This is a genomic window from Pseudomonas sp. NBRC 100443 (assembly GCF_030268185.1).
Classification (GTDB): domain Bacteria; phylum Pseudomonadota; class Gammaproteobacteria; order Pseudomonadales; family Pseudomonadaceae; genus Pseudomonas; species Pseudomonas citronellolis.
This window is the reverse complement of the sequence record NZ_BSQE01000007.1, coordinates 202,732-226,301: the sequence shown is the minus strand read 5'-3', so window position 1 is coordinate 226,301 and position 23,570 is coordinate 202,732. Positions and strand designations below refer to the sequence as shown.

The window sequence follows — 23,570 nt, the reverse complement described above, 5'->3', positions numbered from 1 at the left end:
CGATGGGCCTGCGCCGGCTCCGCGCCGCCGGCCAGGACCGGGATGGATGCGGATTGTTCCGTGAAGTGTAGCGACGGCCCCGGCGCCTGCCGCCGCCAGCCGACAACCTGAAGCCCGCGAGGAGCCAGCGACAGCCATGATCCCGCCGATCCCCAGCGACGTACTGCCGGTCACCGCGCAGCAGGACCCGGCGCGCTCGCGCCCGGACGTCGCCCCGGTGGCGCCGGTGGTTCCTGCCACGGGCGATGCCGCCGTGGGCCTGGAGCGCCGCCCGGCGGAAATGACGCCGGAGGAAGAGTACCCGCAGCACCAGCGGCGCCGGCAGCAGGCGCAGGGCGAGGAGGCTGAGCCCGAGGCACCGGAGGAGCCCGCCGACGACGGCCTGGGCGAGGCGCCGCGCAAGGGCGTGTGGATCGACATCGAGGTCTGAGCGCGCCGCGTAGTAAGCTGTTCTTTCCGACCTGCCTCCTGTCACCGCCATGCTCTTCGCCGACGCGCCCATCCACCTCGAACACGCCGAGCTGCGCCTGATCCCGCACTGGTGCGATGAAGCCTGCGCCACGGCCTGGTTCGCCGAGCTGGTCGAGCACACTCCCTGGGAACAGCCCAGCGTGCACCTGCACGGCCGCGACTACCCGGTGCCGCGCCTGCTGGCCTGGTACGGCGACGCCGAGGCCAGCTACCGCTATTCCGGCCTGGTCCACCGGCCGCTGCCGTGGACGCCGCTGCTGGCGGAAATCCGCGAGCGCGTGCAGGCCGAGGCCGGCCAGCGCCTGAACGGCGTGCTGCTCAACTATTACCGCGACGGCCAGGATTCCATGGGCTGGCACAGCGACGACGAGCCGGAGCTGGGCCGCAACCCGCTGGTGGCCTCGCTGAACCTCGGCGGCACGCGGCGCTTCGACCTGCGCCGCAAGGGCCGCGCGGCCATCGAACACTCCCTGCAACTGGATTCCGGCAGCCTGCTGGTCATGTCCGGCGCAACGCAGCATTATTGGCAACATCAGGTGGCCAAGACGCGGCGCCCGGTCGCCCCCCGCCTGAACCTGACTTTCCGCCTGGTGCATGCCTGATCATGAGCAACGACGACAAGCTGATCGACTTCAACGCCGAGCGCGACAAGCGCATCCACGACGTCCACGAGAAGCGCCTGCAGGAAGTGCGCAAGGCCTTCGAGCAGGCCCTGCCGCTGGGCAAGGCACGCAAGAAGGGCAAGGGCAAGCCGAAGAAGCGCTGAATCCGCTCCGCCCGTTCCGAACATCCCGCCAGAAGCCGCCCCGCGCGGCCATGCACCGCATCCCAACCCGCCCCGAACTTGATCTGGATCAGTTATCCGAAGCCCCGTGAACCGGGGCTTTGCGGCCATTGATCCAGGTCAATATCGCGCCCCCGGCCGACGCTAACCTGAGCTCATCTTCAAAACGCACAGGGAATCAGGAGGCCAGCATCATGTTCATCGACGAAGTGGTTCTCGCCGGCATTGTCACCGTTGGTCTGATGGTCCTGTTCTGCGGTGGAGTCGGATATTTCATCTGGAAGGACAGCCACAAGAAGGGCTGATCTCCTTCCCGATCACAGAGCACGCAAGGCACTTGGGGCGACTTCGGTCGCCCGTTTTTTTTGCCTGCGATTTTTCATGGGGCCGGGTAGGGTAGGAGAAACGCCATCCTACGAAAAGCATCTCGGCGCAGTCGGCTACGACCGTGCGTCCCTGAAGAGTAGGGCGCATAACCGTTCGCGGTTATCCGCCGATACGCCGGGGCCACGGTCGATGCCAAGGTTGGCCCCGAAGGTGCCGGAGACCAGGGCCAGGCGGCGGATAACGCCGTAGGCGTTATGCGCCCTACGGTTGGCCAATGAAAAACGCCGCTTTCCCCGGGGGAAAGCGGCGTTTTTTTGTGGGCGCTGATCAGCCGATGGTGATCGGCGGCAGCGCCGGCAGTTCGATGTCCAGCTTCTGCTTCGGCGCCAGCACCTCGGCTTCGCCTTCGACCACCGCCTCGCCGTTCTGGTTGAGCACGCGGGTGCCGATGCGCACGCGGTTCTTCGGCAGTTTTTCCAGCACTTCCAGCTCCACGTCGAGCACGTCGCCGATCTTCACCGGGCGGGTGAAGCGCAGGCTCTGGCCCAGGTAGATGGTGCCCGGGCCGGGCAGGGTGGTGGCGATCGCGGCGCTGATCAGCGCGCCGCTGAGCATGCCGTGGGCGATGCGCTCCTTGAACAGGGTGGTGGCGGCGTAGTCGGCGTCCAGGTGGACCGGGTTGCGGTCGCCGGAGACTTCGGCGAAGAGCTGGATGTCGCGCTCGCCGACCGGGCGCTGGAAGCTGGCCTTCTGCCCGACTTCGAGCTCGGCGTAGGGAACGTTCTGCACCTGGGTCATGGCTTTTCCTCGTGGTTCGCGCCTTGGCCTGCGGAAAGGACTCCGTCCAGCCAGGCGATCAGGTTGCGGGTGACCTCGTCGCGGTTGGTCTCGTTGAACAACTCGTGGCGGGCCTCGGGGTAGATCTGCGTCTGCACGTCGCGCAGCCCGGCGCGGCCCAGCGCCCCGGCCAGGTCGCGCAGGCGCCTGCCCTGGCTGACCGGGTCGCGTTCGCCGCCGATGATCAGCAGCGGCAGGGCCTTGTCGATGCGCGCCAGGTGCTGCACCGGGGTGATGTCCTCCAGGCCGCCGAGCAGGTCCAGCCACAGCTGGTTGCTGCAGCGGAAGCCACACAGCGGGTCGCTGATGTACTTGTCCACCTCGCGGGTGTCGCGGCTGAGCCAGTCGAACTCGGTGCGGTTGGGCTTGAAGGCCTTGTTGAACGAGCCGAAGGAGAGGAACTCGATCAGCGCGCTACGCCCCAGCGGGCCCTGGCGCCAGCGCTCGAAGCGGGCCACCAGGCGCGCGGCGCGGTACAGCGCTATCGGCTGGTAGTTGGAGCCGGAGAGCACCGCGCCTTGCAGCGTGGCGCTGTGCTGCAGCAGGTAGGCGGTGGCGATGTAGCTGCCCATGCTGTGGCCGAGCAGGACCACCGGCAGGCCGGGGTGCTGTTCGCGCGCGTGGCGGTTGAGGCTGAGCAGGTCGCCCACCACCTTGCCCCAGCCGCCCTGGTCGGCGTAGTGGCCCAGGTCGCCGTGCTCGGCGGTGCGGCCGTGGCCGCGCTGGTCGATGGCCAGCAGCGACCAGCCGGCGGCGTTCAGCGCCTCGCCCAGGCGGGCGTAGCGCCCTGCGTGCTCGGCCATGCCGTGGGAGAGCATCACCACTCCCTTGGCTGCGTCTGCGGTCCAATGGTGGGTGTACAGCGGGGTCTGGTCGCTGGCGGTCAGCCAGTAGGCGGCGTACGGCATGGGCAATCCTTGTGCCGGCTCGGGGTGGCGGCATTCTAGCAGCGCCTGGCGCCGCGCAGCATCCCGCCGGCGGTGGCGCAAGATTCACGAAGTAAATGGGAACGGCCGAAGTATTTGCGCTGCACCGGGCAACTGCTACTTTGCGACGGATGCCCCTGCGCCGGATGCCCGAGGGAGCCGGCCGGGAACAGCCTTGCAGGTAATAAAGAGGACAACAGCCAATGCAAGCGGAATTCTGGAACGACAAACGTCCCGCCGGCGTGCCCAGCCAGCTCGACCTGGGCGCCTACAAATCGGTGGTGGAAGTGTTCGAGCGCTCCTGCAAGCGCTTCGCCGACCGCCCGGTGTTCAGCAACATGGGCGTGACCCTCACCTACGCCGAGCTGGACCGCCTGTCCGCCGCCTTCGCCGCCTACCTGCAGCGCAACACCGACCTCAAGCCCGGCGAGCGCATCGCCGTGCAGATGCCCAACATCCTGCAATACCCCATCGCCGTGTTCGGCGCCCTGCGCGCCGGCCTGGTGGTGGTCAACACCAACCCGCTGTACACCGCCCGCGAGATGCGCCACCAGTTCAAGGACTCGGGCGCGCGGGCGCTGGTCTACGTCAACCTGTTCGGCAAGCTGGTGCAGGAAGTGCTGCCGGACACCGGCATCGAATACCTGATCGAGGCGCAGATGGGCGACCTGCAGCCGGCGCTCAAGGGCCTGCTGGTCAACGCCGCGGTCAAGTACGTGAAGAAGATGGTCCCGGACTACCGGCTGCCCCAGGCGGTGCCCTTCAAGGAGGTGCTGCGCCAGGGCCGCGGCCATGCGCTGCAGCCGGTCAAGGTCGGCCTGGAGGACCTCGCCGTGCTGCAGTACACCGGCGGCACCACCGGCGTGGCCAAGGGCGCCATGCTCACCCACGGCAACCTGGTGGCGAACATGCTGCAGGTGGACGCCTGCCTGTCGCAGCACGGCCCCGACGGCCGCCCGCTGATGAACGAGGGCGGCGAGGTGATGATCGCGCCGCTGCCGCTGTACCACATCTATGCCTTCACCGCGAATTGCATGTGCATGATGCACAACGGCAACCACAACGTGCTGATCAGCAACCCGCGGGACATCCCCGGCTTCATCAAGGAGCTGAAGAAGTGGCGCTTCTCCTCGCTGCTGGGGCTGAACACCCTGTTCGTGGCGCTGATGGAGCACCCGGAGTTCAAGGACCTGGACTTCTCCAACCTCAAGGTCACCAACTCCGGCGGCACCGCGCTGGTCTCGGCCACCGCCGAGCGCTGGAAGGCCGCCACCGGCTGCACCGTGGTCGAGGGCTACGGCCTCACCGAGACCTCGCCGGTGGTCAGCACCAACCCCTACGGCGAGCTGGCGCGCCTGGGCACCGTGGGCATCCCGGTGCCGGGCACCGCGCTGAAGGTGATCGACGACGAGGGCAACGAGCAGCCCCTGGGCGAACGCGGCGAGCTGTGCGTGAAGGGCCCGCAGGTGATGAAGGGCTACTGGCAGCGCCCGGAGGCCACCGAGGAGGTGCTGGACGCCGAGGGCTGGCTGCGCACCGGCGACATCGCGGTGATCGACGAAGATGGTTTCGTGCGCATCGTCGACCGCAAGAAGGACCTGATCATCGTCTCCGGCTTCAACGTCTACCCCAACGAGATCGAGGACGTGGTCATGGCCCACCCGAAGGTGGCCAACTGCGCCGCGGTCGGGGTGCCGGACGAACGTTCCGGCGAGGCCGTCAAACTCTTCGTCGTGGCCCGTGAGCCGGGTCTGACGGTGGAGGAGCTGAAGGCCTACTGCAAGGAGAACTTCACCGGCTACAAGGTGCCCAAGCAGATCGTCCTCAAGGAGGCCCTGCCGATGACCCCGGTGGGCAAGATCCTGCGCCGCGAGCTGCGCGAAAGCGCCTGACCGCATCAGCCCTCGCAACCCTCCGAACGGAGGCTGGTCCGCCGACCCGCCTCCGTTTTTTTCGTCTCGCTTTCCCCGGTAGTGTCTTTGTCAGACAATCCAACAAGGCCGCAGCCCTTCTGGCACGGGCTTTTCCGACCGATGGGCGGGTTGTGACCGATTTACCTGCTCTTGGTCATTTTTATGACTGGGTAGGCTGTGTTTGGTGCTGGTCGGGTTTTGGCAAAGCTGTTAATCTCGGCCCGCTTTTCGCTCCCCGACCCGGGGAAAGCGGCACAAACACAACAAAGAACCGCGTACGCGGTAAAGATAAGCTGTTGCTTAGGAGTGGGCTTCCATGATCGACAATTTCTGGAAGGACAAATACCCAGCAGGTATCGCTGCCGAGATCAATGCCGACCAGTACCCGAACATCCTCGCGGTGCTCAAGGAGTCCTGCCAACGCTTTGCCAACAAGCCTGCCTTCAGCAACCTTGGCAAGACCCTGACCTACGGCGAGCTGTACCGCCTCTCCGGTGATTTCGCCGCCTACCTGCAGAACGACACCGACCTGCAGCCGGGCGACCGCATCGCGGTGCAGCTGCCCAACGTCCTGCAATACCCCATCGTGGTGTTCGGCGCCATGCGCGCCGGCCTTATCGTGGTCAACACCAACCCGCTGTACACCGCGCGGGAGATGGAGCATCAGTTCAACGACTCCGGCGCCAAGGCGCTGGTGTGCCTGGCCAACATGGCCCACCTGGCCGAGGAAGTGCTGCCGCGCACCGGCATCCGCCACGTGCTCATCACCGAGGTAGCCGACCTGCTGCCGCCGCTCAAGCGCCTGCTGATCAACGCGGTGGTCAAGTACGTCAAGAAGATGGTCCCGGCCTACCACATCGGCAACGCCGTCAAGCTCAACGACGCCCTGGCCAAGGGCCGCGGCAAGAGCGTGCGCGAGTCCTCGCCGAAGGCCGACGACGTCGCCGTGCTGCAGTACACCGGCGGCACCACCGGTGTGGCCAAGGGCGCCATGCTGACGCACCGCAACCTGGTGGCCAACATGCTGCAGTGCAAGGCACTGATGGGCGCCAACCTCAACGAAGGCTGCGAGATCCTCATCGCGCCGCTGCCGCTGTACCACATCTACGCCTTCACCTTCCATTGCATGGCGATGATGCTCACCGGCAACCACAACATCCTGGTGACCAACCCGCGCGACCTGAACGCCTTCTCCAAGGAACTGGCGCAGTGGAAGTTCACCGGCTTCGTCGGCCTGAACACCCTGTTCGTCGGCCTGTGCAACAACGAGGCGTTCCGCAAGCTGGACTTCTCCAGCCTGAAGCTGACGCTCTCCGGCGGCATGGCCCTGCAACAGGCCGCGGCCGAGCGCTGGAAGGAAGTCACCGGCTGCTCCATCTGCGAAGGCTACGGCATGACCGAGACCAGCCCGGTGGTGTCGGTGAACCCGTTCCAGAACATCCAGATCGGCACCATCGGCATTCCGGTTCCGTCGACCGTGTGCAAGGTCGTCGACGACGCCGGCAACGAGCTGCCCCTGGGCGAGCGCGGCGAGCTGTGCGTCAAGGGCCCGCAGGTGATGAAGGGCTACTGGCAGCGCCAGGAGGCCACCGACGAGATCCTCGACAAGGACGGCTGGCTGCGCACCGGCGACGTGGCGATCATCCAGGAAGACGGCTACATGCGCATCGTCGACCGCAAGAAGGACATGATCCTGGTCAGCGGCTTCAACGTGTACCCCAACGAGCTGGAAGACGTCCTCGCCACCCTGCCGGGCGTGCTGCAGTGCGCCGCCATCGGCGTGCCGGACGAGCGCTCCGGCGAGGTGATCAAGGTGTTCGTGGTGCCGCGCCCGGGCGTGACCCTGACCAAGGAGCAGGTGGTCAAGCACATGCACGACAACCTGACCGGCTACAAGCGTCCGAAGTACGTGGAGTTCCGCGAGAGCCTGCCGACCACCAACGTCGGCAAGATCCTCCGTCGCGAATTGCGCGACCAGGAGCTAAAGAAGGCCCAGTCCTGAGCCGATAACAAGAAACCCGCCCCACGGCGGGTTTTTTGATGCCGTCGCCCCTGCCTCTGGAGGCTGCCACCGTGATTCCCTCCCTGCGCCTGCGCGCCAAGGTCCTGAGCCTGGCGCTGATTCCCATTCTGCTCCTTACCCTGGTGCTTTGCGCCGTGACCCTAGTGGCGCTGCAGCGGCTGTCCACGCAACAGGAAGAGCAGATCCGCCAGAGCCTGATCGAAGACCGCCAGGTCCAGCTCAAGCAGTTCGTCGACGTCGCCCTGGCGGCGGTCGGCCCGCAGTACCAGGCCGCGGCCGAAGGCGATGCGGCGGCGCGCGAGGCCGGGGTGGCGCTGCTCAAGCGCCTGGCCTACGGCAACGGCGGCTACTTCTGGGGCTACGACACCCGCTCGGTGCGCGTCTTCCAGGGCACCAGCGAAGAGCGCATCGGCGAAGACTTCAGCAGCTTCCGCGACCCCAACGGCGTCTACGCCATCCGCGAGCTGGTGCGCGCCGGCCAGGACGACAGCCACTACGTGCACTACAGCTTCACCCGCCCGGGCAACAGCGCCGTCGTGCCGAAGATCGGCTACGCCCAGTACCTGCCGAAGTGGAACCTGGTGTTCGGCACCTCGCTGAACCTGGACGACATCGAGGAAGACGTGGCCAAGGCCCGCGAACAACTGCACGGGCAGATCAACAGCCTGCTGACGCTGATGATTGGCTCGGCTCTGGCGCTGCTGGTGATCATCGCCCTGGTGGCGGTGCCCACCGGCAACGCCATCGTCCGCCCGTTGCTGCGCGTCAAGGCCAACCTCGACGACATGGCCGCCGGCGACGGCAACCTGACCCACCGCCTGCCGGTGGAAAGCCGCGACGAACTGGGCGAGCTGGCGCAGTCGTTCAACCGCTTCGTCGAGAAGATCCACACCCTGGTACAGCAGGTGGCCGGCACCACCGGGCAACTGTCCGGGCTGGTCGGCAACGTCGCCCAGCAGGCGCAGCGCTCGGAGCAGGCGATGGCCGGCCAGCGCAGCGAGACCGACCAGGTGGCCACGGCGATCAACGAGATGACCGCCGCCGCCCAGGAAGTGGCGCGCAGCGCCCAGCGCGCCGCCGACGCCGCCCGCGACACCGACCGCGAGGGCCAGGCGGCCAAGCGCGAGGTGGACCTGTGCGTGGCGCAGATCAACGACCTGGCCGGCGAGGTGAGCAGCAGCAGCGAGGCCCTGGACACCCTCAGCCAGGACGTGCGCGGCATCGTCGGCGTGCTGGAAGTAATCCGCTCCATCGCCGAGCAGACCAACCTGCTGGCGCTCAACGCCGCCATCGAGGCGGCGCGGGCCGGCGAGGCCGGGCGCGGCTTCGCGGTGGTCGCCGACGAAGTGCGCGCGCTGGCCAGCCGCACCCAGCAGAGCACCGGCGAGATCCAGCAGATGATCGACCGCCTGCAGGCCACCACCGCCGGTTCCGTGCAGGCCATGCAGCGCGCCAGCGAGATGGCCGGGCGCACCCGCAGCCAGGCCGACCAGGCCGGGCAGTCGCTGGACGCCATGGCCAACCTGATCGGCACCATCAACTCGATGAACGCGCAGATCGCCAGCGCCGCCGAGGAACAGACCGCGGTGGCCGAGGAGATCAACCGCAGCGTGCACCAGATCGCCGACGGCGTGGACCGGGTGGCCGAGGACGCCGTGCAGGGCGCGCGCACCGCCAGCGAGCTGAGCGGCCTGGGCGAGCGCCTGCGCCAGCTGGTCGGCCAGTTCCGCATCTGATTCGCGCCTGAAACCCCGCCGCCACGCACTGGGCGTGGCGACGCGGGGCGTTACTCTGCGACAATCGCGGCTTTGCCCCTTTCCGGAAGCGGCCGCCGCCAGGCGCGTGGCCGCCTTTCGCACAGACGCCAGCGCAGCCGATGACCGACGTAACGCCCAGCCCCGAACAGCTCCTGCAACGCCTCGACCACGCGTTGATCCGCGACCGCCACCGCCTGCGCCGGCAGTTCCACGAACTGCGCAAGCACCCCGACGACGGCAAGCTGGCGCAGTGGGTCGAGCGCTTCCAGGCCTCCTGCGCCAAGGTCGAGGCGCGCCGCGCCAGCGTCCCGGCGATCCGCTACGACGACAGCCTGCCGATCGCCGCCAAGCGCGACGAGATCAAGGCCGCGCTGCTGAAGAGCCAGGTGGTGGTGATCGCCGGCGAGACCGGCTCGGGCAAGACCACCCAGCTGCCGAAGATCTGCCTGGAACTGGGCCGCGGCAGCCACGGCCTGATCGGCCACACCCAGCCGCGCCGCCTGGCCGCGCGCAGCGTCGCCACGCGGGTGGCCGAGGAGATCGGCACGCCGCTGGGTTCGCTGGTGGGCTACCAGGTGCGCTTCGAGGACCAGAGCGACGACAGCACCCTGGTCAAGCTGATGACCGACGGCATCCTGCTGGCCGAGACCCAGCACGACCGCTACCTGGAGCGCTACGACACCATCATCGTCGACGAGGCCCACGAGCGCAGCCTGAACATCGACTTCCTGCTCGGCTTCCTCAAGACCCTGCTGCCGCGCCGGCCGGACCTGAAGCTGATCATCACCTCGGCGACCATCGACCTGGAGCGCTTCTCCAAGCACTTCGGGGACGCGCCTATCGTCGAGGTTTCCGGGCGCACCTACCCGGTGGAAACCTGGTACCGCCCGCTGGCCGCCGAAGTGGACGAGGACGGCGAGGCGCTGTTCGACGACCTTTCGGTGGACGAAGGTATCCTCCGTGCCCTGGACGAAATCGCCGCCCACGAGCGCGAAGTCGGCAAGCGCCCCGGCGACGTGCTGGTGTTCCTCCCCGGTGAACGGGAAATCCGCGATGCCGCGGACATGCTGCGCAAGGCCAACCTGCGCCACACCGAAGTGCTGCCGCTGTACGCGCGGCTGACCCCGGCGGAGCAGCAGAAGATCTTCGCGCCCATGCCGGGGCGCAAGATAGTGCTGGCCACCAACGTCGCCGAGACCTCGCTGACGGTGCCGGGCATCCGCTACGTGATCGACAGCGGCACCGCGCGCATCAGCCGCTACAGCTACCGCGCCAAGGTCCAGCGGCTGCCCATCGAGGCCGTGTCCCAGGCCAGCGCCAACCAGCGCAAGGGCCGCTGCGGGCGGGTCGAACCGGGCATCTGCGTGCGCCTGTACAGCGAGGAGGATTTCAACGGCCGGCCGGCCTTCACCGACCCGGAAATCCTGCGTACCAACCTGGCGGCGGTGATCCTGCAGATGCTCCACCTGCGCCTGGGCGACATCGAGGCCTTCCCCTTCATCGAGCCGCCGGACGGCAAGGCGATCAAGGACGGCTTCACCCTGCTGCAGGAACTCTCGGCGGTGAACCGCGAGGGCCAGCTGACCCCGCTGGGCCGCCAGCTGGCGCGCCTGCCGGTGGACCCGCGGCTGGGCCGCATGCTGCTGGAAGCGGCCCACCAGGGCAGCCTGAACGAAGTGCTGACGGTGGCCAGCGCGCTCTCCGTGCAGGACCCGCGCGAACGCCCGATCGAACGCCAGCAGGCCGCCGACCAGGCCCATGCCCAATGGAAGGATCCGGATTCGGACTTCGCCGCGCTGATCAACCTCTGGCGCGGCTTCGAGGAACAGCGCCAGGCCCTGGGCTCCAACGCCCTGCGCGCCTGGTGCCGGAAGAACTTCCTGAATTACCTGCGCCTGCGCGAATGGCGCGACGCGCACCGCCAGCTCACCCTGATCTGCCGCGAACTCAAACTCCCCTTCGGCAAGCCGGAAGGCTCTCGTAGGAGCGAGGGGGGCGCCTCAGCCATTGCTCGCGAACAACCCAACGCTGCGAAACCCCAGGCGACCAAAGACGCGAAGAGCGTTCGCGAGCAAGCTCGCTCCTACAAGGAAGTTGAACCGCCCAAGCGCGACATCGACTACGCCGCCGTGCACAAGGCCATCCTCTCCGGCCTGCTCAGCCAGATCGGCCAGAAGTCCGAGGACGGCGACTACCTGGGCGCGCGCCAGAGGCGCTTCTGGGTCCACCCCTCCAGCGTCATCGGGCGCAAGAAGCCGCAGTGGATCATGGCCGCCGAACTGGTGGAGACCACCAAGCTGTTCGCCCGCATGGTCGCCAGGATCGAGCCGGATTGGCTGGAACCCCTGGCCGGCCATCTGGTGAAGAAGAACCACCTGGAACCGCACTGGGAGAAGAAGCGCGGCCAGGTGGTGGCCTACGAGCAGGTGACCCTCTACGGGCTGATCGTCGTCGGCCGCCGCGCCGTGCACTACGGCCCCATCGACCCGCCGGTGGCCCGCGAGCTGTTCATCCGCGAGGCCCTGGTGCGCGGCGAGATCAACAGCCGCGCCAGGTGCCTTGCCGCCAACCGCCAGTTGCTGGAGAAGCTCGACGAACTGGAAGCCAAGGCGCGCCGCCGCGACATCCTTGCCGACGAGGAAACCCTGTTCGCCTACTACGACGTGCGCCTGCCGGCGGACATCTACCAGACCGCCAGCTTCGAGAAGTGGTACGAGCGCGAGCACAAGCAGCAGCCCGACCTGCTGATCATGCGCGAGGAAGACGTGCTGGCCCGCGACGCCAGCGAAGTCACCGCCGGCCTCTACCCGGACCGCCTGCGCCTGGGCGAGCTGCAGCTGCCGCTGAGCTACCACTTCGAGCCGGGCCACCCGCGCGACGGCGTGACCCTGCGGGTACCGGCGCCGCTGCTGCCGCAACTGCCCGCCGAGCGCCTGGAATGGCTGGTGCCGGGCCTGCTGGAAGCCAAGTGCGTGGCCCTGGTACGCAACCTGCCCAAGGCCATCCGCAAGAACTTCGTGCCGGTGCCGGACTTCGTCCGCGCCGCGCTGGGCAAGATGACCTTCGCCGAAGGCGCGCTGCCCGAGGCCCTGGGCCGCGAACTGCAACGCATGACCGGCAGCCGCGTGCCCGAGGAAGCCTGGGCCGAGGCCGAAACCCAGGTGGAAAGCCACCTGCGCATGAACATCGAGGTGGTGGACGCCCGCGGCAAGTTCCTCGGCGAAGGCCGCGACCTCGCCGAACTCACCGCGCGCTTCGCCGAAGCCAGCCAGGCCGCCCTGGCCATCCCCCAGGCCGACAAGCCGCAGAAGTCGGTGGAAGCCAAGGGCTTCGCCGAAGTGGCGGAAAAGGCCCAGCAGAAGATCGCCGGGCTGTCGATGACGGTCTACCCGGCGCTGGTGGAAGAGGGTGGGGTGGTGAAGGAAAACCGCTTCCCGACCCAGGCCGAAGCCGAGTACCAGCACCGCCGCGCCCTGCAGCGCCTGCTGCTGCAGCAACTGGCCGAGCCGGCGAAGTTCCTTCGCGGCAAGCTGCCGGGGCAGACCGAGATGGGCCTGCTGTACCGCGAGCTGGGCCGCGTCGAGGCGCTGGTGGAAGACATCCTCCTGGCCAGCCTGGACGCCTGCATCCTCGAAGGCGAGGCCAGCCTGCCCCGCGACGGCGCGGCCCTGGCTTCGCTGGCGGAGAAAAAACGCGGCGCCTGGACCGAACACGCCGAACGCATCGCCCGCCTGGTGCTGGACATCCTCAAGCTCTGGCACGGCCTGCAGAAGCGCTTCAAGGGCAAGGTCGACCTGGCCATGACGGTGCCGCTCAACGACGTGAAGGGGCAACTGGCCAACCTGGTCTACCCCGGCTTCGTCCGCGACACCCCGCTGGAATGGCTGAAGGAATACCCGCGCTACCTCAAGGCCGTGGAACAGCGCCTGGACAAGGTCGCCGGCCAGGTCCAGCGCGACCGCGTGTGGAGCGGCGAGATGGCCGGCTACTGGGACCAGTACAAGGCCCGCCAGGCCAAGCACGCCCAGGAAGGCAAGCGCGATCCGGAACTGGTGCTGTACCGCTGGATGCTGGAGGAATACCGCGTATCGCTGTTCGCCCAGCAACTGGGGACCAAGGTGCCGGTGTCGGACAAGCGGCTGAGCAAGCAGTGGAGCCAGGTGGAGGCCTGACGAGGTCTTTCGTAGGAGCGAGGGGGACGCCTAGTTCTTGCTCGCGAACAGTGTTTCCCGGCTGCTCCGGTGTTCGAGAGGGACTCCGCTCCCTCTCCCTAACCCTCTCCCTGAAGGGAGAGGGGACCGTTCGGCGTGCTCGGGTGTTTCGGCGTTAGCCGGAAGAGGGGGCGTTGGGCCGAACGGGATGTTTTGGAGTTAGCCGGCAGCACCGAAGGTTTCCGGCTGAAACCATTCCCTCTCTCGGCACGGACAAGCCCCCTCTCCCTTCAGGGAGAGGGCGGGGGGAGAGGGCTGCGGACTTCGACGCCGCTCCGTAGCCAAGCTGGACACCATCGTTCGCGAGCAGCCCAACCCCAACCTCAACCCCGCTGCGGAATCCCCAACCCCCGCTGCACCGCCGGCCGCGCCAGGAACGCCTCCAGCACCCGCTTCACATTGCCGAAGCGCTCGAACTGCACCAGGTCGCCCGCCTCGTAGAAGCCCACCAGGTTGCGCACCCAGGGGAAGATGGCGATGTCGGCGATGCCGTACTCCTGCCCCATCACCCAGTCGCGCCCTTCCAGGCGCTGGTCGAGCACGCCGAGCAACCGCCGGGACTCCTCCACATAGCGATTCAGCGGCCGCTTGTCCTCGATCTCGCGGCCGGCGAATTTATTGAAGAAGCCCAACTGGCCGAACATCGGGCCGATGCCGCCCATCTGGAACATTAGCCACTGGATCGCCTCGTAGCGCCGGGCCGGGTCCTTGGGCAGCAACTGGCCGGTCTTCTCGGCCAGGTAGATGAGGATGGCGCCGGACTCGAACAGCGCCAGCGGCTGGCCGCCGGGGCCGTTGGGGTCGAGGATGGCGGGAATCTTGTTGTTCGGGTTCAGCGAGAGGAATTCCGGGCTGAACTGGTCGTTGCGCTCGAAGCTGACCAGGTGCGGCTCGTAGGCCAGGCCGGTTTCCTCCAGCATGATCGAGACCTTCACGCCGTTGGGCGTGGGCAGCGAGTACAGCTGCAGGACGTCGGGGCGGGTGGCGGGCCATTTGCGGGTGATCGGGAAGTCGGCGAGCGAAGGCATGGGAACTCCGGTCTGAAAGTCGAACGCCCAGCATACGCCGCCGATCGCGCAGGGGGGAGGTGCCAGCGGCGCCGCGAGCCGGTATGGTGCCGTCTCCGATCCACCGCTCAAGGACAGCGCCATGAGCCTGCAAGGCACCTATGACCCGCAGAACATCTTTGCCCAGATCATTCGCGGCGACGCCCCCTGCTACAAGCTGTACGAGGACGACGACGTGCTCGCCTTCCTCGACCTCTTCCCGCAGTCCCACGGCCATGCGCTGGTGGTGCCCAAGCGCAGCGCCGCGCGCAACATCCTCGAAGTCGACCCCGATGCGCTGTGCAAGGTGATGGGGGTGGTGCAGCGCCTGACCCGCGCGATAGTCGAGGAACTGAATCCCGACGGCGTGCAGGTGGCCCAGTTCAACGGCGCGCCCGCCGGGCAGACGGTGTTCCATATCCACGTGCACATAGTGCCGCGCTACGCCGGCCAGGGCCTGGGCATCCACGCCGCGCAGAAGGCCGACCCGGCCGAGCTGGAGCAGCTGCAGGCGCGCCTGGTGCGACGCATCAACGGGTAAGCCGGGGAAGGGCGGGGCCGTGGCCCCGCCCGGGCGTCAACGCTGGGCCGGGAGGATGTCGAAGCCTTTGTTGGCGTCGCTGAGGATGCGGAACTGCGCGGTCTCGCCGGCGGCGAGGTCCACCAGCAGTTCGCGGCGCAGCAGGCCCTTGCTGCACAGGCCCTCGCCCTGTTCGTCGGCGCCGATGCCGACGATGTGCTGGCCGGGCGGCAGCTGGAAGCTGGCGGTCTCGCCCACGGCGATGCGCGCGGCCAACTGGCGGTCGATCTTGAAGGCGACCATGCAGCCGCCGCCGAGGAAGCCCAGGTCGCGCTCGACCTCGACTCTGGCGCCGCCCTGGGCCTCCTGCTGGAAGCCCAGCAAACGGTCGGCGGGCACCGGGCCGGTTTCCCTGGCCTGGTAGGACGAGCAGCCGGCCAGGGCCAGCAGGGACAGCGAAGCGATCAATGCGCGCATGGGCGCCCTCCGTGGTTGGGGTTCCTCGAAGGCTAGCGCAGCGGCGATGAAGCTGCCGTGAATTCACGGCGTTGGTCGCCCTGCTTGCACCGTCCGGCGGGCGACGACCGGCTGTGCTGCCGAGCGTGCGGACTGGCTAGACTCCATCCACGCGGATGGGCGGTCGTTTCGTCCAGCGCTCCGCCATGCCTGGCGGGGCCAGGGAAAGGTAGCCATGCACGACAAGGCCAAAGCCAATGCGCCGGGGGAGCCGGCGGCCAGCACCAGCGGACTGGACCTGGCCGACCAGCGCCTGCTGATGCGCCTGATCTTCTTCTGCACCGGGCTGACCCTGGGAATCTTCTCGGTGCTCCAGTGCCTCAACGGCAACTACCTGCTGGCGGGCCTGGAGGCGTTGGTCTGCGCTCTGCTGCTGTGGGCCACCTCGCGCCTGGCGCGGGTGCGCGACCTGACGCCGTGGATCTACGCCTACCTGCTGCCCACCTTCTGCTTCCTGGTCTACATCATCATCATGCCGCAGGCCTCGGCCACGGCCTTCGTCTGGCTCTACCTGATGCCGGTGATGGCCTACCTGCTGCTGGGCGCGTGGCGCGGCTTCCTGCTCTCGGTGCCCTTCGTCGGCGTGGCCGCGCTGCTCTACCTGCGCCAGCACCCGCTGCGCCTGGACGCCCCGGGGATGATCGACCTGGGCAACGCCATCCTCTGCGGCCTGCTGATCATGGCCTTCGTGCACATCTACGAAACCCGCCGCGCCCAGGCCCAGCAGTTGCTGCGGCGCCTGGCGCTGAGCGACGCGCTGACCGGCGTGGCCAGCCGCGAGGCCTTCCAGCGCGCTGTGCTGCGTTGCCTGGAGGATTCCCGCGGCAACGGCCAGCGCTGGGTGCTGGTGCTGCTGGACGTGGACCACTTCAAGGACGTCAACGACCGCTGGGGCCACGACGCCGGCGACAAGGCCCTGCAGTACCTCTGCGCCCGGCTGCGCCTGCACCTGCGCGCCGGCGACATGATCGGCCGCCTGGGCGGCGAGGAATTCGCCCTGCTGCTGCGCAACACCGTCCGCTTCGACGCCGCGCCGCTGGTGGAGCGCCTGCGCACGGACCTGGCGGCCAACCCGCTGCTGTACCGCGGCCATGTCATCCCGCTGTCGGCCACCTTCGGCCTGGCCGAGTGGCCGGTGGACGGCGACGATGCCGAGGCCCTGTACCGTTGCTGCGACCACCGCCTGTACCGCGGCAAGGCCCAGGGGCGCAACCGCCTGGTCTGCAGCGACGGCTAGGCCGGCACCGGGCGCGGCGCCCAGGCCTGCTTCAGGCGCCGGCCCAGGCGCAGTTCCACCCATTCGTAGCTCAGCCAGGACAGCAGCAGGATAGCCGGCAGGCACAGCGCCAGCGTCTGGTACGGGCCCAGGCCCAGGCGCTGGTGCAGCCAGTAGCTGGCCAGCCACAGCACTATCACGTGGACCAGGTACACCGAATAGCTCCAGTCGCCCAGCGCCTTGAGCGGGCGGCAGCCGGCGAACCATGGCTCCAGCGCCACGCAGGCGGCCACCAGCGCCGCGCTGGGCAGGCCCCAGGTCAGCGGGCGCCAGGGATGGTCGGCGGGGAAGTGCAGCAGCACCAGCACCGCGCCCAGCGCCAGCGGCAGTGCCACCGATGCCCGCAGGCGCAGCAGGCCGCGGCGGTACAGCTCGGCCAGCAGCAGGCCGAAGAGAAATTCGCAGACGATGGGGTTGCGGTAGAAATTGCTCAGCCACGGCGCCTTCGCCAGCACGCCGCTGACCAGCGCCAGCAACGCGCCCACCAGCCAGGGGCGCCAGCGTTCGCCCACGGCGAAGGAGAGGGCGAACAGCAGGTAGAAGAGCATCTCGAAGTTCAGCGTCCAGCCCACCGGCAGTATCGGGTAGAAGCCGAAGCCGCCGGGGTTCTGGCTGGGCAGGAAGAGCAGCGACAGCAGCAGCTGCGGCAGGGCCACGCCGTAGACCGGCATCAGGTTGCCGAAGGCGTAGAGGATCAGCGCGGTGATGGCGGTGTACAGCCAGTAGGCCGGGGCGATGCGCGCCAGCCGCTGAGCCAGGAAGGTCAGGCCGGGCACCTGGCGCCCGGCGCAGGACAGTTGGATGACGAAGCCGCTGAGGACGAAGAAAATGTCCACCCCGACCTGACCGCGGGTGGACAGCAGCCTCCCGCCGAGGCTGTCGGCGCGAAAATCGAAGAACACCTGCATGAAGTGATGGAACACCACCAGCCAGGCGGCCAGGGCCCGCAGCGCCTGAAGGGAAACCAGCATCGCTACCTCTGTGCTTGCCAATGAAAAGGGGCGCCGGCGGGCGCCCCTTTCCTCGACAGCGGTTTTCCCGCCGGGGTTCAGCGCAGCTGCCCGGTGGCATGCGGGTATTCGCCCCAAGGGCATTTGCGCAAGAGCGCAGGGCGCTTCCGCCAACTCGCCCGGATGGCCTGGCTATCGAGGCTTTCGGGAATTTCAATCACCGGCCGGTACAAGGTCTGTATGCTGGAAAACTGCGCCGCGGTAGCGGCATTTGCCGACGATTTGCCGCATAATCGGCGGTTATTCGAGCGCCGCACAGCGCCGTCGCCGTTGGGCGGTGGAAGATGCCGGCGCGCCACCTTCGATGGCACACTGCCTGGTCATCAGGCCGTGCCCTCAGGCCCATGCGGGCCGAACCCCTTTTGCAGTGCCGGCCCGCGGGCGGGCACATCGATGCCTAACCATGCTGCCGGGGCCGGCAGCCAGATTGAGAAGAGGATTGACCGTGCATAAAGTCGTGATCAGCGGAACCGGTCTCTATACCCCGCCGTTCAGCATTTCCAACGATGAACTGGTGGAGTCCTTCAATGCCTACGTCCGCCAGTACAACGACCAGCACGCCGAAGCCATCGCCAAGGGCGAACTGGAAGCGCTGAGCGAATCCAGCTCGGCGTTCATCGAGAAGGCCTCCGGCATCAAGAGCCGCTTCGTGGTCGACAAGCAAGGCATCCTCGACCCGCAGCGCATGGTCCCGCGCATCCCCGAGCGCAGCAACGACGACTGGGGCATCCTCTGCGAGATGGCCGTGCACGCCGCCAAGGAGGCGTTGCACCGGGCCGGCCGCAGCGCGGCGGACATCGACGGCGTCATCGTCGCCTGCTCCAACCTGCAGCGTGCCTACCCGGCGGTGGCCATCGAGGTCCAGGCCGCCCTCGGCATCCAGGGCTTCGGCTTCGACATGAACGTCGCCTGCTCCTCGGCCACCTTCGGCCTGCAGGCCGCGGCCAACGCCGTGCAGCTGGGCCAGGCCCGCGCCATCCTGATGGTCAACCCGGAAATCTGCACCGGCCACCTGAACTTCCGCGACCGCGACAGCCACTTCATCTTCGGCGACGCGGCCACCGCGGTGATCGTCGAGCGCGCCGACCAGGCCATCGGCAAGCAGCAGTTCGACATCGTCAGCACCAAGCTGCTGACGCAGTTCTCCAACAACATCCGCAACAACTTCGGCTTCCTCAACCGCGCCGCGGAAGAGGGCATCGGCCAGCGCGACAAGCTGTTCGTCCAGGAAGGCCGCAAGGTGTTCAAGGACGTCTGCCCGATGGTCGCCGAGCTGATCGGCGAGCACCTGGCGCAGAACGACATCCCGGTCGGCGACGTCAAGCGCTTCTGGCTGCACCAGGCCAACCTCAACATGAACCTGCTGATCACCCGCAAGCTGCTCGGCCGCGACGCCGAGGCCCACGAGGCGCCGGTGATCCTCGACACCTACGCCAACACCAGCTCGGCCGGCTCGGTGATCGCCCTGCACAAGTACCACGAGGACCTGCCCGCCGGTTCCATCGGCGTGCTCAGCTCCTTCGGCGCCGGCTACTCCATCGGCAGCGTGATCCTGCGCAAGCGCTGACCGGGTGGGCGAAGCCGACGGCGAACTGCTGGCGCGCCTGCGCGCCGGCGAGGACGCGGCCTTCCGCGAGATGGTCGCGGCCTACCAGGGCGCCATGCGCGCCGTGGCCCTGGCCATCGTCGGCAGCGCCCACGCCGACGAGGTGGTGCAGGACGCCTGGCTCGCCGTGGTGCGCCACCTGGACGGCTTCCAGGGGCGCTCTAGCCTCAAGACCTGGCTGCTGACCGTTACCGCCAACACCGCCAAGAGCAAGTTGCGCCAGGTACGCCGGGAAGTCTCCCTGGACGACCTGCCGGCGCCCCATGGCAGCATCGACGACAGCCGCTTCGCCGCCGACGGCCACTGGAGCGCCGCGCCCCTGGCCTGGCATTCGGACTCGCCCGAGGCCCTGCTGGCCGAGGACGAACTGCGCGAATGCCTGGAAAAGACCCTGCTGAGCCTGTCGGACCTGCAGCGCAGCGTGGTCCTGCTGCGCGAGCGCCAGGGCCTGGAATTGCAGGAAATCTGTAATCTTCTGTCGCTTTCCCTCTCCAATGTCCGGGTGCTGCTGCACCGCGGGCGGCTGAAGCTGTTCGCCACCCTGGAGCATTTCGAGGAGACCGGCCAATGCTGACCTGCAAGGAACTGGTGGCCCTCTCCAGCGACCTGCTGGACAGCCAGCTCGGCCTGCGCGAGAAACTTGCGGTGCGCCGCCACCTGCTGCTGTGCCGCCACTGCCGGCGCTTCATCCGCCAGATGCGCCTGACCCAGGCCAGCGTGCGCCGCCTGCCGGAAGACCGCGCCACCGGCCTGGACCTGCTGGCCGCCCGCCTGGCCGAACTGCGCCGGGACCATTCGCGGCGCTGAGCGCAGTCGCGGATGAGATTCGTGCCTCCCTGTAAGCGGGCCCTGCCCGCGAAATCGCGCGCAGGGCGCGCTCCTACAGGGGAATGGCGTGGGTGGGGCAGCGTAGGAGCGGATCTCATCCGCGAACCGCGCCGATACGTCCGGCTATCGCGGACAAGGTCCGCTCCTACGGGGGGAATACCGTGCCTCCCGGTAACCTGTAGGAGCGGGCCCTGCCCGCGATTCGCGCGCAGGGCGCGCTCCTACAATGGGAATGGCGCGGGCGGGGCAGCGTAGGCGCGGATCTCATCCGCGAACCGTGCCGGAGGTTCCGGCTATCGCGGACAAGGTCCGCTCTACATGGGAATGGCGCAGGTAGCACACCGTAGGATGGGTTGAGCGAAGCGATACCCATCACCGTGACCGCATGGGTGTCGCAAGCTCAACCCATCCTACGCAAGGCGCCTCGGCGCTCAGGCCCGTTCTCTAGCGGCCTCGTAGAGCCGGGAGGCATCGCGCAGCAACAGTTCGAGGCTGCCCAGGGCGCCGGCGAGGGTGCCCTCGTCCGGGCAGCCCAGGTCCGGCGCGCCGGCCAGCAGGCGCAGGGCGTCGCAGGCGGCGGAGTGACGGGCCTGGGCGGCGTCGAAGAGGTCGAGGGAAGTCGCTTCTTTGGAAATACGTAATGGATGCATGGTTGTGTCCTGACGAAAAGTACCTAGAACTGCCCGCCTGACGCCAAGCAGGGAGGGCAGACCGTACAGGTTGGCGTACCGGTCAGAACATCCGGCGCATCCGAAGATGCCCTGCACGGCCTGCCCATGACACAGGTACGACCATGCCGACGCTCGCCCTGAGGCTCGCGTCTGTTCTGATACCGGGACGCCAATCCCGCACCGCTCGGTTGAGCGGCTGGGCAACGGTAAGGGCTGGTCGGCGCAACGTCAATCGATGGGGGCCGCGCTTTTTGTAGGAACCATGTCTGCCCGTGATAGCTGTGGTGATGGGTATTGCTGTGCTCACCACATCCTACGAAAGCCCATCGGCGCCAGCTTGGGCCTGGCTCGCCTGCCATGCCTCCAGCCCGCCGGACAGCGCCCAGGCGCGCGGGTAGCCGTGCTTGCGCAGGCGCTCGGCGAGCATGGCCGCGGAGAGTTCGTTGGGGCAGGCGCAATAGATGACCACGTCGGCCTGGCCGAGGCTGTCGGCGAGCCCGTCCAGCGGGCTGTCCAGGGTCATCGGGATGGCGCCGGGGATGCCGTCCTCGCCGGCCTCGGCGCGCACGTCGAGGATTAGCGGGGTGTCGCCCTGGTCCAGGCGTTCGCGCAGTTCCTCGACGCTGATCCGGGGAATCCGCGCGGTGCGCCGCAGCAGGCTGTAGCGCTGCCACAGGCGCCAGGCGATGAACAGCGCGAAGGCCGCCAATAGCAACAGCAGGCCGCGGGTGGCGTAGTCGTGCAGCCAGCCCAGCAGGCTGTCGACGGTGTCGCTGAAGATGGCGCCCAGCAGCAGCGCCGAGCCCACCCACAGCGCCGAGCCGGCGAAGTCGTAGCCGAGGAAGCGGCGCAGCGGCGTGCCGGTCATGCCGGCCAGGCTGGTGGACAGCGCGCCGGCGCCGGGCAGGAACTTGCTGATCAGCAGCGCCCGCGGGCCGATGCGCAGATACAGGCTCTGGCTCTGGCGGATGCAGCTGTCGCGCGACAGCGACACCCTGCAGATGCTGCGCAGCAGGAAGCCGCCGTAGCGGCGGCCGGCGAAGTACCAGGCGGTGTCGGCGATCAGGCACGCCAGGGTGGCCACCGCCAGCGCCTCGCCCAGGGACACCACGTGCCCCTGCAGCGCCAGGGCGCCGGCGACGATCAGCGCCGGGTAGGCCGGAATCGGCAGGCCCAGCTGCTCCAGCAGCACATTGAGGAAGAGCAGGGCGGGGCCGTAGCGTTCGATCAGCGGTTGCAGTTCTTGCATGGAATGGGCGCGGCGGAGGAGGGGGAGGCGACAGCATACTGCCGCTCGTCCGGTGCGTCAGTCCCCGCTGACAGCCGCTGCTTTCAGCCCATGACCGCGTAGTCGAATTTTTCGGAAAAGTTCAGCTGTAACAAAAAGTTTATATCTATGCAGTCGATCTGAAATAACCCCCCGCCAAGATTCCCCGCAACACAGAAGAGCCGCCAAACGGCTGCGCGAGACCATGGGGGCCGCGCCCTGCATGCCAGGCGCTCAGCGTGTTCAACGCTTAAAACACCATAAGGGGAATCCTGATGATCCGTAAGAACTACGCCGGTTTTGCCATGGGCGGCCTGGCGCAGGCCGTGCTCGGCGCCAGCATTGTCGTACCCGCAGTCGCTCACGCCGACTTCATTTCGGACAGCAAGGCCAACGTTGAACTGCGCAACTTCTACTTCAACCGCGATTTCCGCAGCTCCACCCAGGCGCAGCAGAGCAAGCAGGAAGAGTGGGGCCAGGGCTTCATCCTGAAATTCGAGTCGGGCTACACCGACGGCACCATCGGCGTGGGCGTCGACGGCATCGCCGCGCTGGGCCTGAAGCTGGACTCCAGCGCCGACCGCACCGGCACCGGCCTGCTGCCGAAGACCGCCGACGGCGACGCGCCGGACGACTTCAGCAAGGGCGGCGCGACCCTCAAGCTGCGCTACGAGAAAAACACCCTGAAGATGGGCACCCTGACGCCCAAGCTGCCGGTCGTGGTGACCAACGACAGCCGCCTGCTGCCGCAGCTCTTCGTGGGCAGCGCGATCAACTCCACCCAGCTCGACGGCCTGAACTTCGACGCCGGCCGCCTGAACCAGACCAACCGCCGCGACTCCTCCAACTACGAGGAAATGACCGTCACCACCGGCGGCAAGAAGAACATTACCGTGCGCAGCGGCAACACCACCAACGAGTTCGACTACGCCGGCGCCACCTACAACTGGACCAAGAACTTCAGCACCGGCTACCACTACGGCCAGCTGGACGACTTCTACAAGCAGCACTACCTGACCCTCGGCTGGACCCTGCCGATCGCCGAAGGCCAGTCGCTGAAATCCGACGTCCGCTGGGCCAAGTCCACCGACGATGGCGGCAGCAACGTCGACAACAAGGCGTTCAACGCCATGGTCACCTACAACCTGGGCTACCACGCCTTCGGCGTCGGCTACCAGAAGATGAGCGGCGACACCGGCTTTGCCTACATCAACGGTACCGACCCCTACCTGGTGAACTACATCCAGATCCTGGACTTCGCCAACAAGGACGAGAAGTCCTGGCAGGCCCGCTACGACTACAACTTCGCCGGCATCGGCATTCCCGGCCTGACCTTCATGACCCGCTACGTGAAGGGCGACAACATCGACCTGCTGAACGCCAGCGGCGACGACGGCAAGGAATGGGAACGCGACACCGACATCGCCTACGTCGTCCAGGAAGGCGCGCTCAAGGGCTTCGGCATCAAGTGGCGCAACGCGACCACCCGCAGCGACTTCGCCCGCAACAGCGCCTCGTCCAACAAGGCCGACGAGAACCGCCTGATCCTCAGCTACACCATGCCGCTGTGGTAATGGCGGG

21 protein-coding genes are annotated in these 23,570 nt (G+C 67.7%); 14 read left to right on the top strand and 7 right to left on the bottom strand.

All coding sequences use genetic code 11. The annotated features are described in order from the left end of the window. The first annotated feature begins 136 nt into the window (after positions 1-136). The 4 genes from QSJ95_RS11865 (at position 137) to ccoM (ending at position 1,560) form a co-directional block, all read left to right on the top strand. Complete coding sequence (locus QSJ95_RS11865; protein WP_043314185.1) at positions 137-430, top strand: hypothetical protein; 294 nt, start codon at positions 137-139, stop codon at positions 428-430. A gap of 49 nt (positions 431-479) precedes the next feature. Next, positions 480-1,073: an alpha-ketoglutarate-dependent dioxygenase AlkB family protein gene (locus QSJ95_RS11860; RefSeq protein ID WP_285642548.1), complete on the top strand. Its 594-nt coding sequence runs from the start codon at positions 480-482 to the stop codon at positions 1,071-1,073. 2 nt (positions 1,074-1,075) lie between these two features. Further along, positions 1,076-1,237, top strand: a complete 162-nt coding sequence (locus QSJ95_RS11855) for a hypothetical protein (protein ID WP_009618525.1) — start codon at positions 1,076-1,078, stop codon at positions 1,235-1,237. Between the two features lie 212 nt (positions 1,238-1,449). After that, positions 1,450-1,560, top strand: a complete 111-nt coding sequence (gene ccoM / locus QSJ95_RS11850; RefSeq protein ID WP_009618523.1) for a cytochrome c oxidase subunit CcoM — start codon at positions 1,450-1,452, stop codon at positions 1,558-1,560. Positions 1,561-1,909: 349 nt separating this feature from the next. On the opposite strand, the gene QSJ95_RS11845 is transcribed toward ccoM, so the two are convergent. Together QSJ95_RS11845 and QSJ95_RS11840 are read right to left on the bottom strand one after the other, a co-directional pair. Beyond that, the gene (locus tag QSJ95_RS11845; protein ID WP_009618521.1) at positions 1,910-2,380 is read right to left on the bottom strand and encodes a MaoC family dehydratase; all 471 of its coding nucleotides are present in this window, start codon (positions 2,378-2,380) and stop codon (positions 1,910-1,912) included. Then, positions 2,377-3,327 (bottom strand): alpha/beta hydrolase, encoded by a 951-nt coding sequence (locus QSJ95_RS11840; RefSeq protein WP_043267843.1) that lies wholly within the window; start codon positions 3,325-3,327, stop codon positions 2,377-2,379. Before QSJ95_RS11840 ends, QSJ95_RS11845 begins: the two co-directional genes overlap by 4 nt. A 221-nt stretch (positions 3,328-3,548) precedes the next feature. On the opposite strand from QSJ95_RS11840, the gene fadD2 reads away from it, so the two are divergent. The 4 genes from fadD2 (at position 3,549) to hrpA (ending at position 13,210) form a co-directional block, all read left to right on the top strand. After that, positions 3,549-5,237 carry a long-chain-fatty-acid--CoA ligase FadD2 gene (gene fadD2 / locus QSJ95_RS11835; RefSeq protein WP_043267841.1) on the top strand — a complete coding sequence of 563 codons (1,689 nt, stop codon included), beginning with the start codon at positions 3,549-3,551 and terminating at the stop codon, positions 5,235-5,237. 337 nt (positions 5,238-5,574) lie between these two features. Next, positions 5,575-7,260, top strand: coding sequence for a long-chain-fatty-acid--CoA ligase FadD1 (gene fadD1 / locus QSJ95_RS11830; protein WP_285642540.1), 1,686 nt, complete (start codon positions 5,575-5,577; stop codon positions 7,258-7,260). Positions 7,261-7,331: 71 nt separating this feature from the next. Then, entirely contained in the window at positions 7,332-9,017 is a 1,686-nt protein-coding gene (ctpM, locus tag QSJ95_RS11825; RefSeq protein WP_285642538.1) for a methyl-accepting chemotaxis protein CtpM, read from the top strand. A gap of 140 nt (positions 9,018-9,157) precedes the next feature. Beyond that, positions 9,158-13,210 carry an ATP-dependent RNA helicase HrpA gene (gene hrpA / locus QSJ95_RS11820; protein WP_285642536.1) on the top strand — a complete coding sequence of 1,351 codons (4,053 nt, stop codon included), beginning with the start codon at positions 9,158-9,160 and terminating at the stop codon, positions 13,208-13,210. A 362-nt stretch (positions 13,211-13,572) separates the two neighbouring features. Here hrpA and QSJ95_RS11815 read toward each other — a convergent pair whose 3' ends face one another. Then, positions 13,573-14,277: a glutathione S-transferase N-terminal domain-containing protein gene (locus tag QSJ95_RS11815; RefSeq protein WP_285642534.1), complete on the bottom strand. Its 705-nt coding sequence runs from the start codon at positions 14,275-14,277 to the stop codon at positions 13,573-13,575. Between the two features lie 121 nt (positions 14,278-14,398). On the opposite strand from QSJ95_RS11815, the gene QSJ95_RS11810 reads away from it, so the two are divergent. Continuing rightward, a complete protein-coding gene (locus QSJ95_RS11810) occupies positions 14,399-14,836 on the top strand; it encodes an HIT family protein (protein WP_267853831.1) in 438 nt (145 codons plus the stop codon). A 36-nt stretch (positions 14,837-14,872) separates the two neighbouring features. Here the strand turns inward: QSJ95_RS11810 and QSJ95_RS11805 are convergent, their stop codons facing one another. Then, positions 14,873-15,292 carry a 3-isopropylmalate dehydratase large subunit gene (locus QSJ95_RS11805; RefSeq protein ID WP_009618508.1) on the bottom strand — a complete coding sequence of 140 codons (420 nt, stop codon included), beginning with the start codon at positions 15,290-15,292 and terminating at the stop codon, positions 14,873-14,875. Between the two features lie 214 nt (positions 15,293-15,506). Between QSJ95_RS11805 and QSJ95_RS11800 the strand changes: the two genes are divergently transcribed. Further along, on the top strand, positions 15,507-16,568 hold the full coding sequence (locus QSJ95_RS11800; RefSeq protein ID WP_285642530.1) for a GGDEF domain-containing protein: 1,062 nt from the start codon (positions 15,507-15,509) through the stop codon (positions 16,566-16,568). On the opposite strand, the gene QSJ95_RS11795 is transcribed toward QSJ95_RS11800, so the two are convergent. Further along, complete coding sequence (locus QSJ95_RS11795; protein ID WP_285642528.1) at positions 16,565-17,578, bottom strand: acyltransferase family protein; 1,014 nt, start codon at positions 17,576-17,578, stop codon at positions 16,565-16,567. The genes QSJ95_RS11800 and QSJ95_RS11795 overlap by 4 nt on opposite strands. A 484-nt stretch (positions 17,579-18,062) precedes the next feature. Between QSJ95_RS11795 and QSJ95_RS11790 the strand changes: the two genes are divergently transcribed. The 3 genes from QSJ95_RS11790 to QSJ95_RS11780 all read left to right on the top strand — a co-directional run bounded on the left by QSJ95_RS11790 (position 18,063) and on the right by QSJ95_RS11780 (position 20,030). Continuing rightward, a complete protein-coding gene (locus QSJ95_RS11790; protein WP_009618505.1) occupies positions 18,063-19,184 on the top strand; it encodes a beta-ketoacyl-ACP synthase III in 1,122 nt (373 codons plus the stop codon). Between the two features lie 70 nt (positions 19,185-19,254). After that, on the top strand, positions 19,255-19,797 hold the full coding sequence (locus tag QSJ95_RS11785) for an RNA polymerase sigma factor (RefSeq protein ID WP_236695171.1): 543 nt from the start codon (positions 19,255-19,257) through the stop codon (positions 19,795-19,797). Beyond that, positions 19,791-20,030: an anti-sigma factor family protein gene (locus QSJ95_RS11780; protein ID WP_009618502.1), complete on the top strand. Its 240-nt coding sequence runs from the start codon at positions 19,791-19,793 to the stop codon at positions 20,028-20,030. Before QSJ95_RS11785 ends, QSJ95_RS11780 begins: the two co-directional genes overlap by 7 nt. 452 nt (positions 20,031-20,482) lie before the next feature. On the opposite strand, the gene QSJ95_RS11775 is transcribed toward QSJ95_RS11780, so the two are convergent. Together QSJ95_RS11775 and QSJ95_RS11770 are read right to left on the bottom strand one after the other, a co-directional pair. Next, positions 20,483-20,701: a hypothetical protein gene (locus QSJ95_RS11775; protein WP_043314195.1), complete on the bottom strand. Its 219-nt coding sequence runs from the start codon at positions 20,699-20,701 to the stop codon at positions 20,483-20,485. Positions 20,702-21,035: 334 nt separating this feature from the next. Then, on the bottom strand, positions 21,036-21,971 hold the full coding sequence (locus QSJ95_RS11770) for a DedA family protein/thiosulfate sulfurtransferase GlpE (RefSeq protein WP_285642524.1): 936 nt from the start codon (positions 21,969-21,971) through the stop codon (positions 21,036-21,038). A 293-nt stretch (positions 21,972-22,264) separates the two neighbouring features. Here QSJ95_RS11770 and QSJ95_RS11765 point away from each other — a divergent pair, with 293 nt between their 5' ends. Further along, complete coding sequence (locus tag QSJ95_RS11765) at positions 22,265-23,563, top strand: OprD family porin (protein ID WP_285642523.1); 1,299 nt, start codon at positions 22,265-22,267, stop codon at positions 23,561-23,563. The last annotated feature ends 7 nt before the right edge of the window (positions 23,564-23,570 follow it).

Bases quoted from the DNA above. Each gene is read 5' to 3' on its own strand.
- QSJ95_RS11865 (WP_043314185.1), top strand. From the start codon at position 137: ATGATCCCGCCGATCCCCAGCGACGTACTGCCGGTCACCGCGCAGCAG.
- QSJ95_RS11860 (WP_285642548.1), top strand. From the start codon at position 480: ATGCTCTTCGCCGACGCGCCCATCCACCTCGAACACGCCGAGCTGCGC.
- QSJ95_RS11855 (WP_009618525.1), top strand. From the start codon at position 1,076: ATGAGCAACGACGACAAGCTGATCGACTTCAACGCCGAGCGCGACAAG.
- ccoM (WP_009618523.1), top strand. From the start codon at position 1,450: ATGTTCATCGACGAAGTGGTTCTCGCCGGCATTGTCACCGTTGGTCTG.
- QSJ95_RS11845 (WP_009618521.1), bottom strand. From the start codon at position 2,380: ATGACCCAGGTGCAGAACGTTCCCTACGCCGAGCTCGAAGTCGGGCAG.
- QSJ95_RS11840 (WP_043267843.1), bottom strand. From the start codon at position 3,327: ATGCCGTACGCCGCCTACTGGCTGACCGCCAGCGACCAGACCCCGCTG.
- fadD2 (WP_043267841.1), top strand. From the start codon at position 3,549: ATGCAAGCGGAATTCTGGAACGACAAACGTCCCGCCGGCGTGCCCAGC.
- fadD1 (WP_285642540.1), top strand. From the start codon at position 5,575: ATGATCGACAATTTCTGGAAGGACAAATACCCAGCAGGTATCGCTGCC.
- hrpA (WP_285642536.1), top strand. From the start codon at position 9,158: ATGACCGACGTAACGCCCAGCCCCGAACAGCTCCTGCAACGCCTCGAC.
- QSJ95_RS11815 (WP_285642534.1), bottom strand. From the start codon at position 14,277: ATGCCTTCGCTCGCCGACTTCCCGATCACCCGCAAATGGCCCGCCACC.
- QSJ95_RS11810 (WP_267853831.1), top strand. From the start codon at position 14,399: ATGAGCCTGCAAGGCACCTATGACCCGCAGAACATCTTTGCCCAGATC.
- QSJ95_RS11805 (WP_009618508.1), bottom strand. From the start codon at position 15,292: ATGCGCGCATTGATCGCTTCGCTGTCCCTGCTGGCCCTGGCCGGCTGC.
- QSJ95_RS11800 (WP_285642530.1), top strand. From the start codon at position 15,507: ATGCACGACAAGGCCAAAGCCAATGCGCCGGGGGAGCCGGCGGCCAGC.
- QSJ95_RS11795 (WP_285642528.1), bottom strand. From the start codon at position 17,578: ATGCTGGTTTCCCTTCAGGCGCTGCGGGCCCTGGCCGCCTGGCTGGTG.
- QSJ95_RS11785 (WP_236695171.1), top strand. From the start codon at position 19,255: ATGGTCGCGGCCTACCAGGGCGCCATGCGCGCCGTGGCCCTGGCCATC.
- QSJ95_RS11780 (WP_009618502.1), top strand. From the start codon at position 19,791: ATGCTGACCTGCAAGGAACTGGTGGCCCTCTCCAGCGACCTGCTGGAC.
- QSJ95_RS11775 (WP_043314195.1), bottom strand. From the start codon at position 20,701: ATGCATCCATTACGTATTTCCAAAGAAGCGACTTCCCTCGACCTCTTC.
- QSJ95_RS11770 (WP_285642524.1), bottom strand. From the start codon at position 21,971: ATGCAAGAACTGCAACCGCTGATCGAACGCTACGGCCCCGCCCTGCTC.
- QSJ95_RS11765 (WP_285642523.1), top strand. From the start codon at position 22,265: ATGATCCGTAAGAACTACGCCGGTTTTGCCATGGGCGGCCTGGCGCAG.